The organism is Methylobacillus glycogenes JCM 2850 (genome assembly GCF_000617925.1).
GTDB lineage: Bacteria > Pseudomonadota > Gammaproteobacteria > Burkholderiales > Methylophilaceae > Methylobacillus > Methylobacillus glycogenes.
In genome coordinates this window covers 25,098-42,131 of record NZ_BAMT01000015.1, presented here as the reverse complement: position 1 = coordinate 42,131, position 17,034 = coordinate 25,098, and the positions used below count along the sequence as shown (strand labels likewise).

Here is a 17,034-nt window from a genome sequence, read left to right as displayed (position 1 = left end):
CTTACGTGTTGGTTATGCATCAATCCACGGCTTGGATGCAGGTAGGGCAGCAGATGCTGGTGGGACAACATCAGTGCCCGGTTCAGGCCGGGGCAAAGAAAAAACCCGGCCTGGGCCGGGTGAGAGAGCACAAAGACTGTCTATTGCTGTTGAGGGTTTATTTTCTGCCGCGGCTGGCACCCAGGCCAAAGCCGCCATTGTTCTCCGCGCAGATACGTTCATCCCTGTCCAGCAGCACTTCCTTACCGGGGTGGTTGGAACGTTCGGTTTCGAAGTGCCAGCCATTGGGCTTGTCATCGGCGGTCCAGCGACGTGCCGGGATGGTGACTTCAAAGGGGCGGGTATAGACGCTGGGGTCGGTGAAGGTGGCCACGTAGTTATAGCGCTTGTTGCTGTTATCGAAGATATAGCGCTCCTGGATTTTGCCGTTTTCGCTGATAAATTCGCCAGAGCGGCCAAACAAGGCCTTGCCGTTGTGGTTGCCTACATCAACCACCAGAGTGTTGCCTTCCCAGTGGCCGCGCGAATCGCCATTCCACAATTTAATGTTCTCGGCCAGGTGCGGCTTGCCATCCAGATGGATGATGCGGGTGCCGGAGTTGAAGAAGAAGACGATATAGCCCGGATACTGCGCTATTTCATAGCCATGCCAGTAGAAGGACTTGGGTATGCCGCCTGGGGCGCAACGTGCCAGTGGCTCGACAAAGCGCGGCTCGGTGGGGTTATGGAAACCCACCTGGAATTCCTTGACCTTGGCCAGCGCCCAGGGCTGGAAGGGTACTTCGCCACTAACCGGGTCGCTGACACGGCTGGGGGCACGTTCTTCACGCGGCCCCAGCGGACGGCGTGGCGGAGCCGGGTCGTTGGGAATGCCGCCTTGCGGGTCGGTAAAGTTGTTGTGATTGGCGATGGTGTTGGACCAATGGCCGGAGACATCGGGCTGGCCATCGGCCGTGCGTTTACCTGTCCATTTGCCGGAGGCAATGGCCGGGAAAGCGCGCTCATTGGCAATGCCACCGCCTGCGGGTGCTTGCGCTGCAGGGGCTGGGGTGGCGGCTGGTGCGGCAGGTTTTACAGGGTCTGCCGCCTGGCTGGTCAGAGAGAACAGCGCTGCCATAACGGCCAGCACGCCTATCCCCAGCGGTGTGTATTTGTGTGTATCCATCTAGACCTCGGTATCAGAGTTGGGGTTGTCAGCGCTGGCCTTATTGGCTGTCAGGCTTGGGCGGATAGTGTTGGTCGTATTCCAGCGTGTAGCGATAGTCTTCTATTAGCTGGAAGTTCTTTTCCCTATGGCGGTGCAGGATGACCTCCAGATTCCAGGGGCGGCTATATACCTGCGGGTCTTCTATGGTCGCCTTGTAGGCAATGGTGTTGCTGTCGATATAGGCCCAGCGCTCGACTACATGTAGCTGGTCGCTGTGATAATTGCCTGCGCGGTCCAGCCAGGTGCGGTCATTGAAGTTGGTGACATCAACCACCAGGGTATCGCCTTCCCATTTGCCGCGTGAATCGCCCAGCCAGTAGTCCGGCGCGTCTTCCTGATGCAGGCTGCCATTGGTGTAGATGGTGCGTACTGAGTGACCAAACTGGAACACCTGTTTGATGTCATTGGCGCGCTGGAAAATCTGGAAAGGCTCGGGGTAATAATTGCCGCGCGGAATGCCCAGCGTCCAGCCCTTGATGCGTGGGTCATCAGTTTCGCGGTGAGCAAAGTTTTCCTTTTTCTGCGCCAGTGCCTTGGGCAGGTAGGGAATGGTTCCGCCTTCTACCACGCCCGCGCCTGGGGGCGCATCCACGCGGTTGGAATGAGGTTCCAGATCATAATCGGCCGCGCTGGTGGTCTGCCAAATGCCGGAGAAATCCGGCTTGCCATTGGCCAGGCGCGGCAGTTTCTCGGCGGCTTCTGAAAGCAGGCTGAACGAGAACAGCGCAGCAATCGCGGCCAGCCCAATCAGCTTGGTCGATAGCGCCAGAAAATCGCTGGGCAATGCGTGTTTAAGTGATGTTTGCAAAGTAGGCTTCCTTCAAGCGACAACTAGTTGGAGGAGGGGGTTGCAGGCGCAGTGGTTGCGGGTGGCGCATCCTGTGCCCCGCCAGTCTGGAAGCTGCGACCATCGGCGAGTATGGTGGTGACGGCGTAACCGTATTCCTTGCCACTCTTGGACTTGAAACCATTGATGGTGATTTCGGTGCCTGGCGGCAGGGTTTTCTTGGTCAGGCCTTTTTCCTTGAGGCTGAAAGGTGCGCCAAATTCAAAGCCCCAGTTGGTCTTGCTGCCGTCGGCATTGGCCACATCCAGATAAAGCCAGCTATGCGGGTTGACCAGCTCCAGCTTGGTGACCGTGCCCTTGATGGTAATCGGCTGCTTGGCATCGAATTCAGCCGAGAAAGCGTGATGAGCATTGGCGGGGATAGTGGCAGATAGCAGCACCAGGCTGCTGCCTAGCAATAGCAAGCCGCTATGCTTGATTTTGTTTGGTAGGTTCTTGAGTAATGACATGGTGTATTCCGTGTTAAGTCTATAAGGTCTATACGGCTGCTTATTCAGGCTTTTTGGCAGGTGGCGGTGCCAGCTTGAGCAACTGGCCGCCTTCGGCTTCATAGTTTTCTACGCCAGTGGCACCCGCGACTTTGTAGCCGTGTTCAGCAAGGAAATCCGCAGCGCGGCCTGCACGGCCTGCGTGGTTGGAAACCGTGATCAGGGTTCTATCCTTGGGGATGTAAGCCCAATTCTTTTCCAGATCCTTGAGTTGTATGCTGAAGTAAACCGGGAACTGGCCCTTGGCCTGCAGTTCATCTGGCCTGCGCACATCTATCAGCAATACCTGATCAGGCTTGCTGAGCCAGCTGTCGGTTTCAGCCTTGGTCAGCACATGGGCCTTGAAAGCCGGGGCCTTGTTGGCAGGCGCAGGGGCATCCTCGGCCCAGGCTGGGGCAAAGTTGAGGGCCAGGCTGAGGCCCAAGGCCAATGGAACGGCTAATTTAAGGTCAGGAGTAAAGCGCAATGTGCTCATGGTGTTTCCTTCCAATGGTTTTGATTTCTGATGGTGTTAGTTTTGCAAAAGCCATGCCAGTCGGGCATTGCAGCCCGGCTGGCTTAACTGGCTGATGGCTATGGGGTTTTTTATTGGCCGCTGACAGTGCATACGGAATCACCATCAGCGGCTGTTGCCTTGGCAGCAAATGCTGGCGCGGTATTGCTGGGGGGCGGTCAGCAGCACTTGCCTTGGCTTTTAGTCTTAGAACAGCTTGGTGCTCAATACCACGCCTATCCATCTTGGCAGGCTGGCGGTGTAGCTATCCCAACCTTTGATGTTGTATTTCTCATTCAAGGCGTTCTTGGCGATAAAGTTGATATCAAACAAACCATCCCTGCGGCCAAAGCCTATGCCCACATCCAGCAGGCCATAGGCATCCACTTCGTTATAAATCGAAGGGCTGGTCTGGTAGCTGCTGGTAAAGCGGTAATTGGCGGTGGTGTGGAAGATGTATTTGCCAAATACGGGTTTGTTGTAATCCGCACTGAGGTTGGCAGTGTATTTAGGGGCGTTATCCAGCGTGTCGCCCTTGGCGTTGTAGTAGGCAGCAGGGTGGGTGGCAGGGTTGACCTCTGATGGCCGTGCCAGATAGGCATCCTTGGAGTAGCGCGCATCGTTGTAGGCAGCCGCCAGGCGCAAGGAGAGATATTCAATGCCGCGGTATGCCGCATCAATTTCCAGCCCCTTGACCCGTATGCCAGGCAAGTTACCTACCAGGCTTTGGAACGCCAGGTTCTCGTCATAGGACAAATTAGGGCGCGCATTGATGTTGGCTGCTGTGGTGACAGGGTCTATCAAGTTCACCGTGGTCTGGAAGTCCTTGATGTTATTCACGAAGGCATTGGCGTTAATGGCCAGCGTATCGTCAAGGAAGGAGGTCCTCACGCCTACTTCATAGCCAGTGGTGCGCTCTTTCTTCACCAGGCTGGAAACGCCACGTGAATCAAGCTGGGCAATCCCGGCTTTTTCGCCATATTGCAGCACGCCATAGACCGTCAGGTTTTCGTTGAAACGATTCTTCAGGCTGATATTGGCGGTGTTGAGATCGCCTTTCCAGGCGCGGTCTGCATCCTTGACGTTATACAGGCTGGAGGTTCCCAGCGTGCTGTTGCGTAACAAAGCAACTTGACGGATATAACCTTGATTGGTGCCGCCTATCGATGCCCAGGTTGCGGTGCTGCCAAAGTATCTGGCGGCCAGCCTGTTGGCAGCCGCCAAGTCTGTCGGATTGGTCGGCAGAGTCGCTGCGGTAGTGGCCGTACCAAATGCCTGTGTGAAGTCTCCACCTACACCGGGGTCTGCCAGCCAGACACCATTGGCGGTTTCACGCTTCTCGGTGGAGAAGCGATAACCAGTGGTCAGCGTCAGGGGATCAGACAAATGCCAATCTATGCTGCCGTATGCCGCCGTGCTTTCGTTTTTGACGAAGTTGTTGGTGTATTTGTAGGAAAGATTGAGCGAATCCTGCAACAAGGCCTGACCAGCACCGCCCAGGGCGGTCAAGTTGTTATAAAGCGTATCGCTGGCTTGATTGGTACCAGCATCATTGCCATAACGGGTTCTCTGCAGCGAATCGTTATCGGTGGTGATGTAGTAAATACCTGCGGTGTAGTCAAATTTGCGCTGACTATCAGGCTCTGAGGTGATGCGGAATTCCTGGCTTTTCTGGTCATAGCTGGTGATATAACCGCCGCTCTTGGTAATGTCGTAAGGCGTGCCTTCGTCATTAGCCGCGCTGAACCAATGGTTGCGATAACCAGTAATCGATTGCAGCAGATGTCCGGCTACATTCCACTCCAGATTGATAGTGGCACCCTGCGATGAAGTGATGATGCCGCCGTTGTTATCGGCAAAGGTCATGGAGCCGTAGTAGTCGGTAGCCGGGTTCCAGGTCGGGCTTCTACCAAAACGGGTGACGTAGCGGTTATAGCGGTGTCCACGCCCGAAGTCCTCAATGTGCCATCGCTGAAATAGCGTGGCTGTGGATGGCGTACCGAGCTGCCATTGACGAACTCTTCGCCCTTGGGTTGATATTCAACGCTGAGTTTGGCGGAGAAATTGTCAGTAGGCGTCAGCAGGAATTGCACACGACCGAAAGTTCTATCCACGTTCTGATACGAGGTACGGCCTTTCAGGTCAGGAAAGTCATTCTTGAACGGGCCTTCCTGCTGCTCACGCACAAAAGTACCGCGCCAGGCCAGCAGGCCATCAATCACCGGGCCACCAGCCACAGCATTGGAGCGTAGCGTGCCCCAATCACCCCATACCTGCGATACCTGGGCTTCAGGCGTGAAAGTAGGGGCCTTGGTTTTGAACGTGATGCGGCCAATATTCGAAGCCTTGCCGCCTGTGGTGCCTTGCGGGCCACGCGTCACGTCCACGGTTTCAATATCGGTGAAGATATAGCCATTTACCAGCGGCGTATAAGCAATGCTCACACCATCCAGTATCGTGCCTACGGTAGGGTCTATCTGGTCGCTGCTGCCCGTAGTGATGCCGCGCAGGGTCAGGCTGCCAGTACGTGGGTTGCCATAGTTGAAGTTGACATTACCTATGCGGGATAGCACTTCTGTGATGTTGGTGGCTTGCAGGCGTTGCAGTTCTTCACCTGTGACGGCGGACACCGAGGCCGGGGTTTCCTGTACCAGTTCCACCGCGTTCTGTTTTCTTGCGGTGACCACCACAGAGCCAAGTGCGTTGTTGCTGTCATCGGCATTTTCCGGATTAGCAGCGACCTGGGCTTGTGGTGTGGTCTGGTGTTCCGGTGCGGCGCTGTTGGGGTTGTTGCGGCTGGCCAGTTCTTGTTTCAGGCGCGCAATTTCGGCCTGCAACTCCTGCACCAGTTGCTCATCAGCGGCATAGCTGGCTTGTGATGCCAAGGCCATGATGCTGGCCAGCATCACTACCGCAGGCTTGAGCCTGAACTGCGGTTTTTCCCTGGGTATGCGCCTGTTGGTATCGGGCGCTATATTCTTTTTTTGCATGAAACTCCCCTAGCGATAGAAATAAAAAATCATTTTCTAAGCGCAAGGCGCATGCCATGGCATTGATAAAAATTGTAAAGATCGTAGCGCTATGATTCTTGGGCTTATTTACAACACCTGTTGCAAACGCCACAGCACAGCAACAGAGCTTTCCTTACAAAACTGTTGTTGAGTAAATGCAGAGAAATCCATATTTCAAACAGTGCTGCCTGAAACAAAACAGTCATAAAAGCCGCTTGTCTGCTTAAGTTGATAGGCATAAGCCGTCATTTGCAGCAATGCAAAAGGCCTGGCAAGAGCCGCTCAAAAAAGTTGTAAAAGAGAGCCACGCGAGTGGCTCCCTGCCGGGTTTAGAACCTGGAGCGCAGCACTACACCCACATAGCGCCGCTGGCCCAGGCCGTCATAGCCCACCGGGGCGTTATTGCTATAGGCGTTGACGCTGGTGGTGTAGACCTTATCGAACAGGTTTTTGGCCACCAGGTTGAACTCCCAGTTGTCCTGCTTGCCGCCTATGATGCCCAGGCCGCCATCGGTGACCGAGTAGCCGGATTGCTTGCCAAACTCTGACAGCAGGTTTTCCACATTCTGGTTAGAGCGGATGACGGTGCTGAGGAAAGCCTGTGCCTTGAAGCCACCCCAGATAGGCTGGACATAATGCACACCGAAAATCCCGGTTAGCCTGGGGGCACCCACAATCTGCTTGCCTGTGTTGTCGCACACGCTCTGGTTGGGTTGCTCTGTGGGGCAAGTGGCGGTTTCCCAATCAGAATATCTGGCGCGGTTGTAAGCAGCACCAAAGTTGAAGCTCAGCCTGTCGCTGGCGCGGTAGCCGCCTTCCAGTTCAATCCCGGTGGCGGTAATTTCCGGGATATTGCCCAGGCGTGAGCGATAGCCGGTATCGGTGCTGGCATCCACCACATTGGTGGTGGCCTGATAGCCTTTGACGCGGGTGTGATAGAGGTTGACGTTAAGCAACAGGCTACGCTCAAGGAACAAGCCCTTGAAGCCCAGCTCGAAATCCAGCGATTTTTCCGGGTCTACATTATCGCTGCGGCCAGTGCTGCTGTTGAACGACACCGCGCCGGATTTCTCGCCGCCTGCAGCCGAGGCATACAGCAACACATCATCATTGAGCTTGTAATTGGGGCTGAGCAGCAAGAGATGGAGTTATCGCGGATTTCCTCGCCCTTTTGCAGCCCATAGACATTGTTAACCCGGCCATCGCGTATGGCAGTTGCGGCGTTGTTCTCGGCCAGGCTGCCTTCGGTGAAGGCAGCATTGTTGCCTGTGCTCCATTTTTCTACCGAGTTGTTTTTCACCTCATAGGTGTTGCGCAAGCCTGTGGTGAGGGTGGCTTTCTCGGTCAAATGCCAGTTGATCTGGCCAAAAGCGGCATAGCTGTCGGTTTCGGGGCGGAAGCGCGTGTTGACGCGCAGATTGTTGAGCGATTGCCGCAGCAGCGAGCGGCCTATGGCGCTGCTGGTGAGGGTGTTGTATTGGCCACCCGTGGCATAGAAAGCCCCAGCATCATCGCCAAAGCCGTTGCGGCTGGTCTGCACGGTTTCGCTGTGCAGGTAGAACAAGCCCAGCTGGTAGTCCAGCAGCTTGCCTATATCCGAGGTCAGGCGGAACTCCTGCGAGTACTGCTTGTGATCGACCAGGGTGCCAGTGGTGGCAATGTCAAAGCGGGTCTGTTCGCTGTCATTGACCGCGTCAAAGCCATAGCCACGATAGGCGCTGATCGAGGTGAGCGTATGGCTGCCCAGCTGCCAGTCCAGCTTGGCGGAGATGCCATAGTTGTTGGTCTTGAGCGGCTCGCCCTGACCAATATCTATCTTGTCCTTGGAGCCTATGATGGGGCGGTAGCCACCAAAATAGCTGCGCGCCAGCCGGGCGCTATAGGTGTTGCCCCGCGGCGAGCCATCGGCAAAGGTGCTGGGGTCGTACTGAAACGGCTTGGTATTGCTGTATTCCGACGATTCGGAGTAATCCAGCGCCACGCGCGCAGAGAAGGTTTCGCTGGGGGTGAGCAGCAATTGAATCTTGCCGCCATAGCGGTTGCGCTCATGAAAGCGTCGGTCGGCAATTGAGCCTTCCAGCGTATTGTTGACGTTCTCAATATCACCTTGCTGCTTATCGACAAAGAAAGAGGCGCGATAGGCCAGCACGTTATCAACGATGGCATCGGTGAGTGAGCCGCGTGCGCGCAGGGCACCGGGGAAATCACTGCCATTCTGGTTGGCACCCACTTCGGTTTCGAAGTAGGTCTGGCGCGTGAAGCTGGGGGCCTTGCTTACATAGTTGATGGCACCCATGGTGGTGTTCTTGCCCAGCAGCGTGCCTTGCGGCCCGCGCAATACTTCCACTCGGTCCAGGTCGGTAAAGTCCTGGTAAGTCATGCCGGGCAGGCTGAGATAAACGTCATCGACAATGGTGCCCACCGCTGCTTCCAACGATTCATCCCCTGTGGATTTACCTATGCCACGGATAGAAATGCCAGAGCGGCGGGCATTAGGGGTGGTGGCGGTGAGGCCGGGCGTAACGCGCGTGAGGTCATCCACGGTAAAAATGCGCTCACGGTCGAGCTTTTGCGCCCCTATCACTGAAACCGGGATAGGCACATCCTGGGCAATTTCCTCGCGATTACGCGAGGTGACAATCACCGCACCCAGCGCGGCTGCATTATCGCTGCCGCGCGTGGTTCAGTCGTGCTTGCAGCGTTGGCTACAGGCTGATTGGTTACTGATGCGTTAGCTTCAGCCGAGTTAGCTTTAGCCGAGTTAACTTCAGATTGTTTTGCTTCTGCTGGGCTGGCCTGGCCCTGCTGGTAGCGGCGCTTCAAGGCTTCGATTTCTTCTGTCAGCCTGGCGTTTTCTTGTTGCAGGCGCAGCACATCGTCATCTGCGGCCAGGCTCAGCATGGGGCTGGAGAAAGCCAGCCCCAGGCCAGCCAGCAGTGATGCGTGTAGCAAGCGCTGTCTGAAGCGCCCAGCGTGGGGAAGCCGGGAGAGTACCGGGGGGGTGATATGCATAAGGGTTCCCTGAATGAATGATGAGGTCAGGCCCGGCCATATTGGCCAAGCCAGCAGCTAAAAGCGCAACATGCGTGCCAGCCGGGCTACTTGCCTGGTCTGGCCTTGGCAGACGCCACGGTTTACATTCCCTTAGACATTGCTAGTACTGGTTTTGACCAAATTTCACCGCGTGATCAAGCACGCGCTTGCACTGTTTATTTCTGTTGGGGACGATTCATTAAGGTGATATTTTTTGATGGATATGCAGCAGAGAGTGTTGAAATTTACACTTTTTAAGCGTTGATTTTTTATTAAAATTTTTAGTGCTTAATTTTGCTATGAATATGTTGGATACGCAGCATCTCTTGTTGTACTGCTGCATTTAAAGCATGGGGTGTTGCTGTGTTTGAATATATTTAATTATGGAGTTTACATTGATAATTTTTGATTAACATCAATTTAATCAATCATATATTTTATATGGTGGCATTTTTTATAAGAGTAAATTCTCTAAATAATTTAAAACATTTTCCTGGCATGTATTCTGCTGAGTAATGATCTGGTTCATTTAAAAGGGCAGAATAATCATGTGCTATGCAAAACTGGAAGTTTTTGAAAGCAGAATAAAAAATCATCTGCCTGGGCAGAAAAATTCTGCACTCAATCAATCAGGCAATATCGTCAAAATTTCCCCAGTCAAAGCCACGAAAATTGCCCGTATATTGTTGCCGACGCTGCTGCTGGCCGCCATACTGGTTTCGCATGATCTCTCTGCGGCAGAAGCCCGTGATCAGCGTGATCAGACACTGCCGCAAGTCACTGTCACGCCAGCTATACCGGGTGTGGTGGCCGAGGGTACGCCCATTACTTTTATCAAGGACGGTTTTGACGGTACTGAAGGGCCGCTGGCCTATGAGGACGGCAGCGTGCTGTTTACCGAAACCCGTGCCAACCGCATTGTGCGCATTGCCGAAGATGGCACGGTGTCGGAGTTTCTGCAGCAGAGTAAAGGCGCCAATGGCCTAGCGCTCAATGCCCAGGGCGATATTGTCGCCGTGCAGACGCAAGAGCCGCAGATTGCCGTGATTTATCCGCCAGCGCATGCCAGGGTGCTGACCAAGGGGCCCGCAGAGCATGCCCTCAACCGCCCTAATGACCTGGTGCTGGATAAAAAAGGCGGTGTCTATTTCACAGACCCCGGCCCTGCCAACTCACCCCATCCTGCGTTTTATTACCTCAGCCCCAATGGCAAGCTGCTGACACTGGGCCACGATATTCCCCGGCCCAATGGCATACAACTCAGCCCGGATGAGCAAACCCTGTATGTGGCCAATACCTATGGGGAATATATATTGGCTTATGATGTGGCGGCGGATGGCAGTGTGGGCAAATCGCGCAATTTTGCCAAACTGACTGGCCTTAAAACCACGGAAACCGGGCAATCCAGCGGGGCCGATGGCCTGGCGGTGGATAACCTGGGCCGTTTGTACGTGGCCTCCAATGATGGGGTGCAGATATTCAGCCCCAAGGGTGAAGCCCTGGGCAGCATTGCTTTGCCCAAGCCACCGCAGAACCTGGCCTTTGCTGGCAAGGATAAGAAAACCCTGTATGTGGTGGGCCGTGGCGCGGTCTACAAAATCAGCACCTTGACTCCCGGCTTTTTAGGCCGGGCCAAATAATCCCAGCAACAGGCCAGGCCTTTAACCCCCTTGGCCCTGATAACCCCAGGAGTGAGCGATGACACGCAAGACCGCAGCAGATTTTCATCCCGAAGTGCTTAAGGCCTTTGACCAATACACCCATGGCGATATCACACGCCGTGGCTTTCTGGGCACGGTGACCAAGTTTGCCGTGGCCGGAATCACTGCCGAGGGCATACTGGCGGCGCTGACGCCGCAGTTTGCCCAGGCCGAGCAGATCACGTCGGATGACCCACGCGTGAAGGCCGAATGGGTAGAGTTTGCCTCGCCCCATGGCACAGGCAAGGTCAAAGGCTATCTGGTGCGGCCAGCCAAGGTGAGCGGCAAGCTGCCTGTGGTGCTGGTGGTGCATGAAAACCGGGGTTTGAATCCGCATATTCAGGACATTGCGCGCCGGGTGGCGCTGGATAACTTTATTGCCTTTGCGCCAGATGCACTGGCCTCACTGGGCGGTTACCCCGGCGATGAAGACAAGGCGCGTGAGTTGTTTGCCACGCTGGACCAAACCAAGATACGTGAAGATTTTGTGGCGGCGGCGCAGGCTGTGCGTGCCTTGCCTGATAGCAATGGCAAGCTGGGCGTGGTGGGCTTTTGCTATGGTGGCGGTATTGCCAATTTCCTCGCCACGCGCCTGCCAGACCTGAATGCCGCCGTGCCGTTTTATGGCGCGCACCCAGCGGCAGAAGATGTTGCCAAGATCAAGGCACCGCTTTTGATACAACTGGCAGAGAAAGACGAGCGCATTACCGCAGGCTGGCCCGCCTATGAAAGCGCGCTCAAGCAGGCGGGGGTGAGGTATCAGGCTTATATTTACCCCGGCGTGCAGCATGCCTTTAATAACGACACCACACCACGTTACGACGAAGCCGCTGCCAAACTGGCCTGGCAGCGCACCATAGATTTTTTCAATCAGTATTTACGTGCTTAATGGCGTGGTTAATTCCGTGCGCTTGATATGGCGCACTTGATGGCGTGATTGATTCAGCGTGCATGATTTAACGAGATATAGGCAGTGCTAAGCCCCAGCCTGCTGGTTCAGCAGCGCACGCAGTTGCTTGCCACACTTGAAGTAAGGCACCGCCACGCTGGGCACTTGCAGGCTTTGCCCGGTGCTGGGGTTGCGCCCGCGCCTGGGCGGCCTGATACGCACATCAAAAGAGCCAAAGCCACGTATCTCGGCTCTATCGTGGCTGGCCAGGGTCTGGCTGATGGCCTGCAAAATAATATCCACCGCCAGCTTGGTATCTTGCCGCGAGAGGTTGCTGGCATTGGCCTCTAGCTTGTCTGAAAGTTTATCTACCAGTTCTGATTTCACCATCTTGTTCTTCCCCTTATGCATGCATGTATGGGCGCAGTTTGAGCGCCTGCTTATTTTCTTGGTCTTGGCTGCAAGACGGTGAACATGATGCAAAGCGCGTGCCAAATTGGCATGTAGTATTGTACATATGAATTACACAAATAGAGTATGCAGCCAGGCCGCGCCCGGCAAAGCTTAGGCAGAATTGCTGGCCTGCAAGCGCCTGCCCGGCATGTGCACAGCAGGCAACGGCAGCGCTGCCTTACGCCCAGCAATGGTGCTCAGGCAGCAGCAAGGCAGGGTAAACGCCTGCCCAGATAAACCAAAGGCACTGCTGCTGCAGTGCCTTTGGCTGGGTTTTTAGCTTTTAATCCTGCGGTTTAAAGATATAAATGCTTACAGAGATAAGTCTAGTGCCAACACCTTAAGCAGTAGCCGCTGCCTTGGCTCTGGCCGCATGCAGCTTGCGGTAGCTATCCAGCAGGCGCTGGTGCCTATCCAGGCCTTCGAGTTGCAGGCCTATGGGGGTGAGGCCGTAGAAGCGCACTGTGCCATCGCATGAGCCTATGGCCGCATCCATTTTTTCATGGCCAAACATGCGGCGGAAGTTGGCTTCAAAGTCTGCCAGTTCCAGTTCATCATCCAACAGCACTTCCAGCACCACGTTGAGGGCCTGGTAAAACAGCCCGCGGTCTACGGTGTTGTCGTTGTACTGCAAGAAGGCACCTACCAGCTCATGCGCTTCTTCCAGCTGTTGCAGCGCCAGGTGTACCAGCAGCTTGAGCTCCAGCACGGTGAGCTGGCCCAAGTGCGTGTTGTCGTCAAAGGAAATGCCTATGAGTGTGCCTATGTCGCCGTAATCATCCAGCTCATTGCTATCCAGCCGCTCCAGCAGTGCCTCCAGGCTGGCATTGTCCAGCTGGTGCAGCTTGAGTATGTCTTCACGGAACAGCAAGGCCTTGTTGGTGTTGTCCCACACCAGATCTTCCACCGGGTAGATTTCGGAATAACCCGGCACCAGTATGCGGCAGGCCACGGCACCCAGTTGGTCGTACACAGCGCTGTAAACTTCTTTGCCCATGTCTTGCAAAATGGCCAGCAGGGTGGCGGCTTCTGTGGCATTGGCGTTTTCAGGATTAGTTTCTCCGGGATTAGTCTCCCCGGCCTGCGCCGAGAAATCCCATTCCACAAATTCATAATCCGCCTGCGCGCTGAAAAAGCGCCACGAGACTATGCCGCTGGAATCGATAAAGTGTTCCACAAAATTATTAGGCTCAGTCACCGCTTCACTGGCAAAGGTAGGCTGTGGCAGGTCGTTGAGGCCTTCAAAGCTGCGGCCCTGCAATAGCTCGGTCAGGCTGCGCTCCAGCGCTACTTCCAGCCGTGGGTGTGCGCCAAACGAGGCAAACACGCCGCCAGTGCGCGGGTTCATCAAGGTCACGCACATCACCGGGTAAGCCCCGCCCAGCGAGGCATCTTTCACCAGCACCGGAAAGCCCTGCTGTTCCAGCCCTTCTATACCCGCTACCACGCCCGGGTATTTCGCCAGCACCTCGGCAGGCACATCAGGCAAGCTGATTTCACCTTCAATAATCTCGCGCTTGACCGCACGCTCAAAAATCTCGGATAAACACTGCACCTGCGCCTCTGCCAGGGTATTACCCGCGCTCATGCCGTTGCTAACGTAAAGGTTCTCTATCAGGTTAGAGGGGAAGTAGACGGTTGCACCATCAGAGTGGCGCACATAAGGCAGGGCGCAAATGCCGCGTGCTGCATTGCCGGAGTTGGTGTCTATCAGGTGTGAGGCGCGTAGCTCGCCATCGGGGTTGTAAATATCCAGACAGTAGTCATCGAGAATTTCCTTGGGCAGCGCATCCTTGCGCCCGGGCTTAAACCAGCGCTCATTGGGGTAATGCACAAAGTCTGCATTGGCAATCTCTTCACCCCAGTAACTGCCCGCGTAAAAGTGGTTGTTGCTCAGCCGCTCAATATATTCCCCCAGCGCCGAGGCCAACGCGCTTTCCTTGGTGGCGCCTTTGCCGTTGGTGAAGCACATGGGCGAATGCGCATCGCGGATATGCAGCGACCAGACATTGGGGATGATGTTGCGCCAGGAGGCAATTTCTATCTTGATACCCAGCCCCGCCAGCAGCGCCGACATATTGGCGATGGTCTGCTCCAGCGGCAAATCCTTGCCGGGGATGAAAGTGCTGGCGTCGGTGTCCGGGTTCAGTGTCAGCAGCGCCTGCGCGTCTGCATCCAGGTTTTCTACCTCTTCAATAATAAAGTCTGGCCCGGCCTGTACTACTTTCTTAACTGTGCAGCGGTCTATGGCGCGCAGTATGCCTTCTCGGTCTTTAGCGGAAATGTCCTCGGGCAGCTCTACCTGTATCTTGAAAATCTGCTGGTAGCGGTTTTCCGGGTCCACGATGTTGTTTTGGGAGAGGCGGATGTTCTCAGTGGGGATATTGCGCGTGTTGCAGTACAGCTTGACGAAGTAGGCAGCACACAGCGCGGAGGAGGCGAGAAAGTAATCAAACGGCCCGGGCGCAGAGCCATCGCCCTTATAGCGTATGGGCTGATCGGAGATCAGCGTGAAGTCATCAAACTTGGCTTCCAGACGTAGCTTGTCGAGAAAGTTGACCTTAATTTCCATGGGGAAGTCCAGCGGGGTGTAGATGGGGAAGGGGGGTATTATCCGTCAGGGTGGGGGGTAGGGGGAATAGATTGATTGAGCTTGCTAGAGTTAATGATCTAACAAGCCGTAAGGGAAATGATGCTAAAGAAAATATTTTCGCGATTGATATCAGAATTGAGCTACCTAATGATGCGGATTTCTGAATCACTTTCTTGTATAGCGTAGCCTTCACGAATCAGGATTGGAGCAACGTAAGATGCAATTGCTGTGCGCGTGACATTTGCTTGTAGCCATGCACCAAGGCTTCCAGGTGGAGGGTTGTCAAATGAAGTGCCTACCACAACTATTTGGCCAAGATATGAGTTTCTAAGATTAGAGTATTGTTCAGCTGTAACATTGATGAAGTTTAAATTTCCAAATTCGATCCCAGTACCAACTGCAACACATCCTGTGTATTTAAAAGTGCTTCTTCCTGCCCAAGTGTCAATAGTCATAAAGTCTCCATGTTGATGTAAATAATAAGTATGTAAATTTATTTTGATTTCTCTATTATGATAGGGTCTATATTTTTTAGTAGTTTTTCAGACTCAGTTTCAACAATTTTTTCATTATTAATATATGAAGTATCAAAAATTTTTAAACGGGGGAAAGCTTTTATTCTTTCCCATGATGCCTTTTCATATGCTCCAGATTTTTTTCTTTTTGTTTTTTCTCCAAAACCTTGAGTCATTGAAAACAAATTTACATAGATTCTCGGACCAACACCAATGAAAGGTGTAAAAACTACTCTGTTATCAGAGTTTGATTTATCATCAGGTGTTCTAATAGAGTCTTTATGCATATCGATAGCTTTGCTTTTTGGGTAGGGTTCAATATAAATAACTTGAGAGATGCCTGAAGCAACTATGTGTTTTGCGCAATTGTGGCAAGGGTGGGTTGAGCAGTAAAGAACAGTACCTAATGTGCTAATCCCTCGGCGAGCACATGAAAGAATTGCATCCATCTCTGCATGCACGACTCTTCCATATTCTGTTATATCGTTTAGCCCCGAGGTCTGGATGTTTTTTTTGAGTTGTTCGGAAATTTCAGGTGGTATGTCTTTTAATATGGCATCTTCAATTAATTTTTTTTCTTTACCATTTCTGTCGATGCCCGTAGTGTAATCACGTCCGTCTTTAATATCTTCTATGCTATGGTCATAAGCATCAAATTTTGGCCAGTATGTTCCACCTCCTGGACTTGGACATTCGTTCGCACCTGTGGTTAAAATATCAGTTTTATTTGTGATAACTGCTCCAACTTGTCTAGACATGTCCGCACTTCTCGTTGCTGCAGAATATGCCATATACATGGCATGTTCCTGAAATGTTGGAGTTTTAAAGGGATGGCCAAATATTAAATCAAGAAATCTTTCTATAACATTCCAAAGTTTTGTACTGTCGCCATTCTCTGATAGAAAAAAATCAGCTCGATGAAACGCTTCACTTGTACTCTGACCATAGCCAAGTTTTTCATCTTTATCTCTTTCTATTAACTCTCTTCTTTTTGACTTGTCAGCGATAAGGCAATCATTTTTTAAATATTTCTCTCGCCTTTCTTCTGATGAGTGTAAGGCAAATAAATAAAATCCTAATCCATAAATATTTCTCAACTCTTCGATTTCTTCTGGATGTTTTAAAGAGTCAATTATATAAATTGTTTTGTTATTATTATTTCTATTTTGTTTTATTTTAACTGCGGCTAATTTTGCCAATATTGAATTGTCATTTGTTCTTTTTCTTAATTCAGATCCGGCCGACATCAGATCACTAACTCGAGTATATTGATCATCGTTGTGAGGAGGGAGTTGTACATGCTCAGTGATGATGCTGCTCAAACCAATTTTGATTGCTGTGTAACCATAATGTGGTGCAAGCTTTGTAAATGTGTCAATTACCAATTGACGATTGCACCCTATAGGCCCAATCAATCCAAAAACCATCTCTGTTTCTTTTTTTGTGTTTTGCCGAAAATTCATACTTCCCCCTCCCGGTTATAAATTTAACTCTAAGTGGTATTTCGTAATTTTTTTACGATAATAAACTGGAAATGTTGGTTTTGGGAATCAATTTATATGATGTTAGGTTGTTTTTTTATATTTGTGATGAATGTTTGGTATTGCAATCCAAGTTAAGAGTGACGAGTGAGAACATAATTTATAGACCTTGTGTCTAGTGAAGCTCTGTTCGTTTTTTTTTTAGGTTGTATGTTCTTCGGGAGGAATGTCGGTTCGTTGATTATTGTATATGCGGAAAAATCACCCACCTCTATTTATCAAGAGGGGAAATGTAAAGTTATATGCTTTGTATGATTTGTGAGT

Annotated in this window: 15 protein-coding genes; 2 read left to right on the top strand and 13 right to left on the bottom strand. The window is 52.6% G+C overall.

The window, feature by feature from the left end; all coding sequences use genetic code 11:
• Positions 1 to 157 precede the first annotated feature (157 nt).
• The 9 genes from JCM2850_RS14765 to JCM2850_RS20695 all read right to left on the bottom strand — a co-directional run bounded on the left by JCM2850_RS14765 (position 158) and on the right by JCM2850_RS20695 (position 9,058).
• On the bottom strand, positions 158 to 1,165 hold the full coding sequence (locus JCM2850_RS14765) for a hypothetical protein (protein ID WP_025872864.1): 1,008 nt from the start codon (positions 1,163 to 1,165) through the stop codon (positions 158 to 160).
• A 40-nt stretch (positions 1,166 to 1,205) separates the two neighbouring features.
• Entirely contained in the window at positions 1,206 to 2,015 is an 810-nt protein-coding gene (locus tag JCM2850_RS14760; RefSeq protein WP_234406292.1) for a hypothetical protein, read from the bottom strand.
• 23 nt (positions 2,016 to 2,038) lie between these two features.
• Positions 2,039 to 2,503, bottom strand: a complete 465-nt coding sequence (locus JCM2850_RS14755) for a DUF6152 family protein (protein ID WP_025872859.1) — start codon at positions 2,501 to 2,503, stop codon at positions 2,039 to 2,041.
• A 40-nt stretch (positions 2,504 to 2,543) separates the two neighbouring features.
• Entirely contained in the window at positions 2,544 to 3,017 is a 474-nt protein-coding gene (locus JCM2850_RS14750; protein WP_025872857.1) for a rhodanese-like domain-containing protein, read from the bottom strand.
• A 225-nt stretch (positions 3,018 to 3,242) separates the two neighbouring features.
• Positions 3,243 to 4,997 (bottom strand): TonB-dependent receptor domain-containing protein, encoded by a 1,755-nt coding sequence (locus JCM2850_RS20705; protein ID WP_234406295.1) that lies wholly within the window; start codon positions 4,995 to 4,997, stop codon positions 3,243 to 3,245.
• On the bottom strand, positions 4,898 to 6,025 hold the full coding sequence (locus JCM2850_RS14735; RefSeq protein WP_025872853.1) for a TonB-dependent receptor plug domain-containing protein: 1,128 nt from the start codon (positions 6,023 to 6,025) through the stop codon (positions 4,898 to 4,900). Before JCM2850_RS14735 ends, JCM2850_RS20705 begins: the two co-directional genes overlap by 100 nt.
• Positions 6,026 to 6,375: 350 nt before the next feature.
• A complete protein-coding gene (locus JCM2850_RS20700; protein ID WP_159105186.1) occupies positions 6,376 to 7,146 on the bottom strand; it encodes a TonB-dependent receptor domain-containing protein in 771 nt (256 codons plus the stop codon).
• Positions 7,065 to 8,690: a TonB-dependent receptor gene (locus JCM2850_RS19760; protein WP_051525449.1), complete on the bottom strand. Its 1,626-nt coding sequence runs from the start codon at positions 8,688 to 8,690 to the stop codon at positions 7,065 to 7,067. The genes JCM2850_RS20700 and JCM2850_RS19760 overlap by 82 nt, the downstream gene beginning before the upstream one ends.
• Positions 8,687 to 9,058 carry a hypothetical protein gene (locus JCM2850_RS20695; protein WP_148301301.1) on the bottom strand — a complete coding sequence of 124 codons (372 nt, stop codon included), beginning with the start codon at positions 9,056 to 9,058 and terminating at the stop codon, positions 8,687 to 8,689. Before JCM2850_RS20695 ends, JCM2850_RS19760 begins: the two co-directional genes overlap by 4 nt.
• A gap of 569 nt (positions 9,059 to 9,627) precedes the next feature.
• Here JCM2850_RS20695 and JCM2850_RS14725 point away from each other — a divergent pair.
• Together JCM2850_RS14725 and JCM2850_RS14720 are read left to right on the top strand one after the other, a co-directional pair.
• Positions 9,628 to 10,719, top strand: a complete 1,092-nt coding sequence (locus JCM2850_RS14725; RefSeq protein ID WP_025872852.1) for an SMP-30/gluconolactonase/LRE family protein — start codon at positions 9,628 to 9,630, stop codon at positions 10,717 to 10,719.
• Between the two features lie 58 nt (positions 10,720 to 10,777).
• Positions 10,778 to 11,668 (top strand): dienelactone hydrolase family protein, encoded by an 891-nt coding sequence (locus tag JCM2850_RS14720; protein ID WP_025872846.1) that lies wholly within the window; start codon positions 10,778 to 10,780, stop codon positions 11,666 to 11,668.
• Positions 11,669 to 11,755: 87 nt separating this feature from the next.
• Here the strand turns inward: JCM2850_RS14720 and JCM2850_RS14715 are convergent, their stop codons facing one another.
• From JCM2850_RS14715 to JCM2850_RS14700, 4 genes are all read right to left on the bottom strand, one after another.
• Positions 11,756 to 12,058, bottom strand: a complete 303-nt coding sequence (locus JCM2850_RS14715) for an HU family DNA-binding protein (RefSeq protein WP_025872844.1) — start codon at positions 12,056 to 12,058, stop codon at positions 11,756 to 11,758.
• A gap of 403 nt (positions 12,059 to 12,461) precedes the next feature.
• A complete protein-coding gene (locus JCM2850_RS14705; RefSeq protein ID WP_025872842.1) occupies positions 12,462 to 14,693 on the bottom strand; it encodes an OsmC domain/YcaO domain-containing protein in 2,232 nt (743 codons plus the stop codon).
• Between the two features lie 161 nt (positions 14,694 to 14,854).
• Positions 14,855 to 15,169: a hypothetical protein gene (locus JCM2850_RS21485; RefSeq protein ID WP_148301300.1), complete on the bottom strand. Its 315-nt coding sequence runs from the start codon at positions 15,167 to 15,169 to the stop codon at positions 14,855 to 14,857.
• Between the two features lie 38 nt (positions 15,170 to 15,207).
• Positions 15,208 to 16,692 carry an anti-phage dCTP deaminase gene (locus JCM2850_RS14700; protein ID WP_025872840.1) on the bottom strand — a complete coding sequence of 495 codons (1,485 nt, stop codon included), beginning with the start codon at positions 16,690 to 16,692 and terminating at the stop codon, positions 15,208 to 15,210.
• Positions 16,693 to 17,034 lie beyond the last annotated feature (342 nt).

What these genes read in the sequence shown, in the direction of transcription:
- JCM2850_RS14755 (WP_025872859.1), bottom strand. Translation starts at nt 2,503, where the DNA reads ATGTCATTACTCAAGAACCTACCAAACAAAATCAAGCATAGCGGCTTG.
- JCM2850_RS14715 (WP_025872844.1), bottom strand. Translation starts at nt 12,058, where the DNA reads ATGGTGAAATCAGAACTGGTAGATAAACTTTCAGACAAGCTAGAGGCC.
- JCM2850_RS14750 (WP_025872857.1), bottom strand. Translation starts at nt 3,017, where the DNA reads ATGAGCACATTGCGCTTTACTCCTGACCTTAAATTAGCCGTTCCATTG.
- JCM2850_RS20695 (WP_148301301.1), bottom strand. Translation starts at nt 9,058, where the DNA reads ATGCATATCACCCCCCCGGTACTCTCCCGGCTTCCCCACGCTGGGCGC.
- JCM2850_RS14725 (WP_025872852.1), top strand. Translation starts at nt 9,628, where the DNA reads ATGTGCTATGCAAAACTGGAAGTTTTTGAAAGCAGAATAAAAAATCAT.
- JCM2850_RS14735 (WP_025872853.1), bottom strand. Translation starts at nt 6,025, where the DNA reads ATGCAAAAAAAGAATATAGCGCCCGATACCAACAGGCGCATACCCAGG.
- JCM2850_RS21485 (WP_148301300.1), bottom strand. Translation starts at nt 15,169, where the DNA reads ATGACTATTGACACTTGGGCAGGAAGAAGCACTTTTAAATACACAGGA.
- JCM2850_RS14700 (WP_025872840.1), bottom strand. Translation starts at nt 16,692, where the DNA reads ATGAATTTTCGGCAAAACACAAAAAAAGAAACAGAGATGGTTTTTGGA.
- JCM2850_RS14765 (WP_025872864.1), bottom strand. Translation starts at nt 1,165, where the DNA reads ATGGATACACACAAATACACACCGCTGGGGATAGGCGTGCTGGCCGTT.
- JCM2850_RS14705 (WP_025872842.1), bottom strand. Translation starts at nt 14,693, where the DNA reads ATGGAAATTAAGGTCAACTTTCTCGACAAGCTACGTCTGGAAGCCAAG.
- JCM2850_RS14720 (WP_025872846.1), top strand. Translation starts at nt 10,778, where the DNA reads ATGACACGCAAGACCGCAGCAGATTTTCATCCCGAAGTGCTTAAGGCC.